The 1,313-nt window shown below is 64.7% G+C and carries 2 protein-coding genes and 1 pseudogene; 2 read left to right on the top strand and 1 reads right to left on the bottom strand.

Annotated features, from left to right (window positions below; translation table 11 throughout):
• Positions 1–604: pseudogene (locus ABCR83_RS32625) on the top strand (hypothetical protein); the annotation flags it as partial.
• A 33-nt stretch (positions 605–637) separates the two neighbouring features.
• Here the strand turns inward: ABCR83_RS32625 and ABCR83_RS32620 are convergent.
• Entirely contained in the window at positions 638–997 is a 360-nt protein-coding gene (locus ABCR83_RS32620) for an RICIN domain-containing protein (protein WP_462698883.1), read from the bottom strand.
• On the opposite strand from ABCR83_RS32620, the gene ABCR83_RS32615 reads away from it, so the two are divergent.
• A complete protein-coding gene (locus tag ABCR83_RS32615) occupies positions 879–1,313 on the top strand; it encodes a hypothetical protein (RefSeq protein WP_462698884.1) in 435 nt (144 codons plus the stop codon). The two genes, ABCR83_RS32620 and ABCR83_RS32615, sit on opposite strands and share 119 nt — an antisense overlap.

Raw genomic sequence — 1,313 nt, 5'->3', positions numbered from 1 at the left:
ACGCGAAATAGCCCAGGCCGACCCGTCAGCCGCCCCGGCCATCCCAGTCATCCCTGATGGCATCACGCCTTCCGCCCCGCCGAGGCCGGGTAGCACCCCCAGCACGGGCGCCACACCCAGCCCCGACACCAGCACCACCCGCGGGCCAAGCAGCACTCCATTTCAGTCGCCACCCACCACCAGCACCCCAAACACACCCAACAAACCCACTGAAAACCCGCCAACCTCGAAAGGCTCCGGCTGCGCCATGACCGGCTGCGAGGGCCGTAAGCCCGACTCTGTCGATTTCGACAAGACAGAGACCGACCGCACGATGAAGGTCGGCGACGTGGAGCTCAACCTCAGGTCCGGGCGGGTCAACGGACGCTTGTACGCCTGGGCATGGGTATCGACCGGCAATGGGTGGGCAGATGTGTGGCTCGATCGCCTGAGCAACGACGGTTCGGTGAAGAAGTGGCTCGGCGAGCAGAAAGGCGTCAAAGGCAAGGCACCGACAACTGTGTGGTATTGGCCTGACAACATGGCCATGGAGGCATGCATGGATCTCTATGACGGGCATGGTCCGAGGTGCATCGCGAAAAACAGGCCGGATGCATCTGACTGACGTAACTACCTCTCCGGCTTGAGGTTTTGCAGATCAGCGCCACCTTTGGGCGGGGGAGTCGCTACAGTCCCGCTGCTCGGCGAGGGCACCGTCGTCGGCGGAGCCCTCGCGGATTCCCAGGCACTTGCCGGAGTTGGCGTTGACCAGGTTCCAGTCTCCGCCGGGTGCGGCCTTCCACTGCCACCTCTGGGTTGCCGAGTCGTTGCAGTCCCATTGGTTGGCGGTGGCTCCGTTGTCCGTTGCGTCGCGGCGGATTTCCAGGCACCTATGCGAGTTGGCATTGGTGATGGTGCCCCACCCGTCCGGGTTGGCGCTGATCCACCGCTGGGTGGGTGAGTTGTTGCAGTCCCATTGGTTGGCTGTGGCACCGTTGTCGGTGGCGTCGCGCCGGATTTCCAGACACTTGTTGGAGGCCGCGTTTACCCAGGCCCGCGGCCCGGAGGGGACATTGGGCGGCGGAATGGTGGGGGAGTTCTTGGTAGACGGTGAATTTTTGGTGGGTTTGTTTGGTGTGGCGGGGGTGTTGGTGCCGGGGGCCGACCGGGACGGAGTGTTGTTTGGCGCGGGGGTGGTGCTGGTGTTGGGACTGAGCGTCGATCCGGGTGTGGAGTTCGGGTTGGGGGTGGTACTCGGGCTCGGTTGGATCAAAGGCGCGCTGTCACCGGGAGCGGCGGGGACGGTTGGCGGGTCGGCCAGGGGTGCCTCTTGA

Source organism: Streptomyces xingningensis (assembly GCF_054957865.1).
The sequence above is the reverse complement of the archived record's forward strand: the minus strand, read 5'-3'. Positions and strand labels throughout refer to the sequence as shown.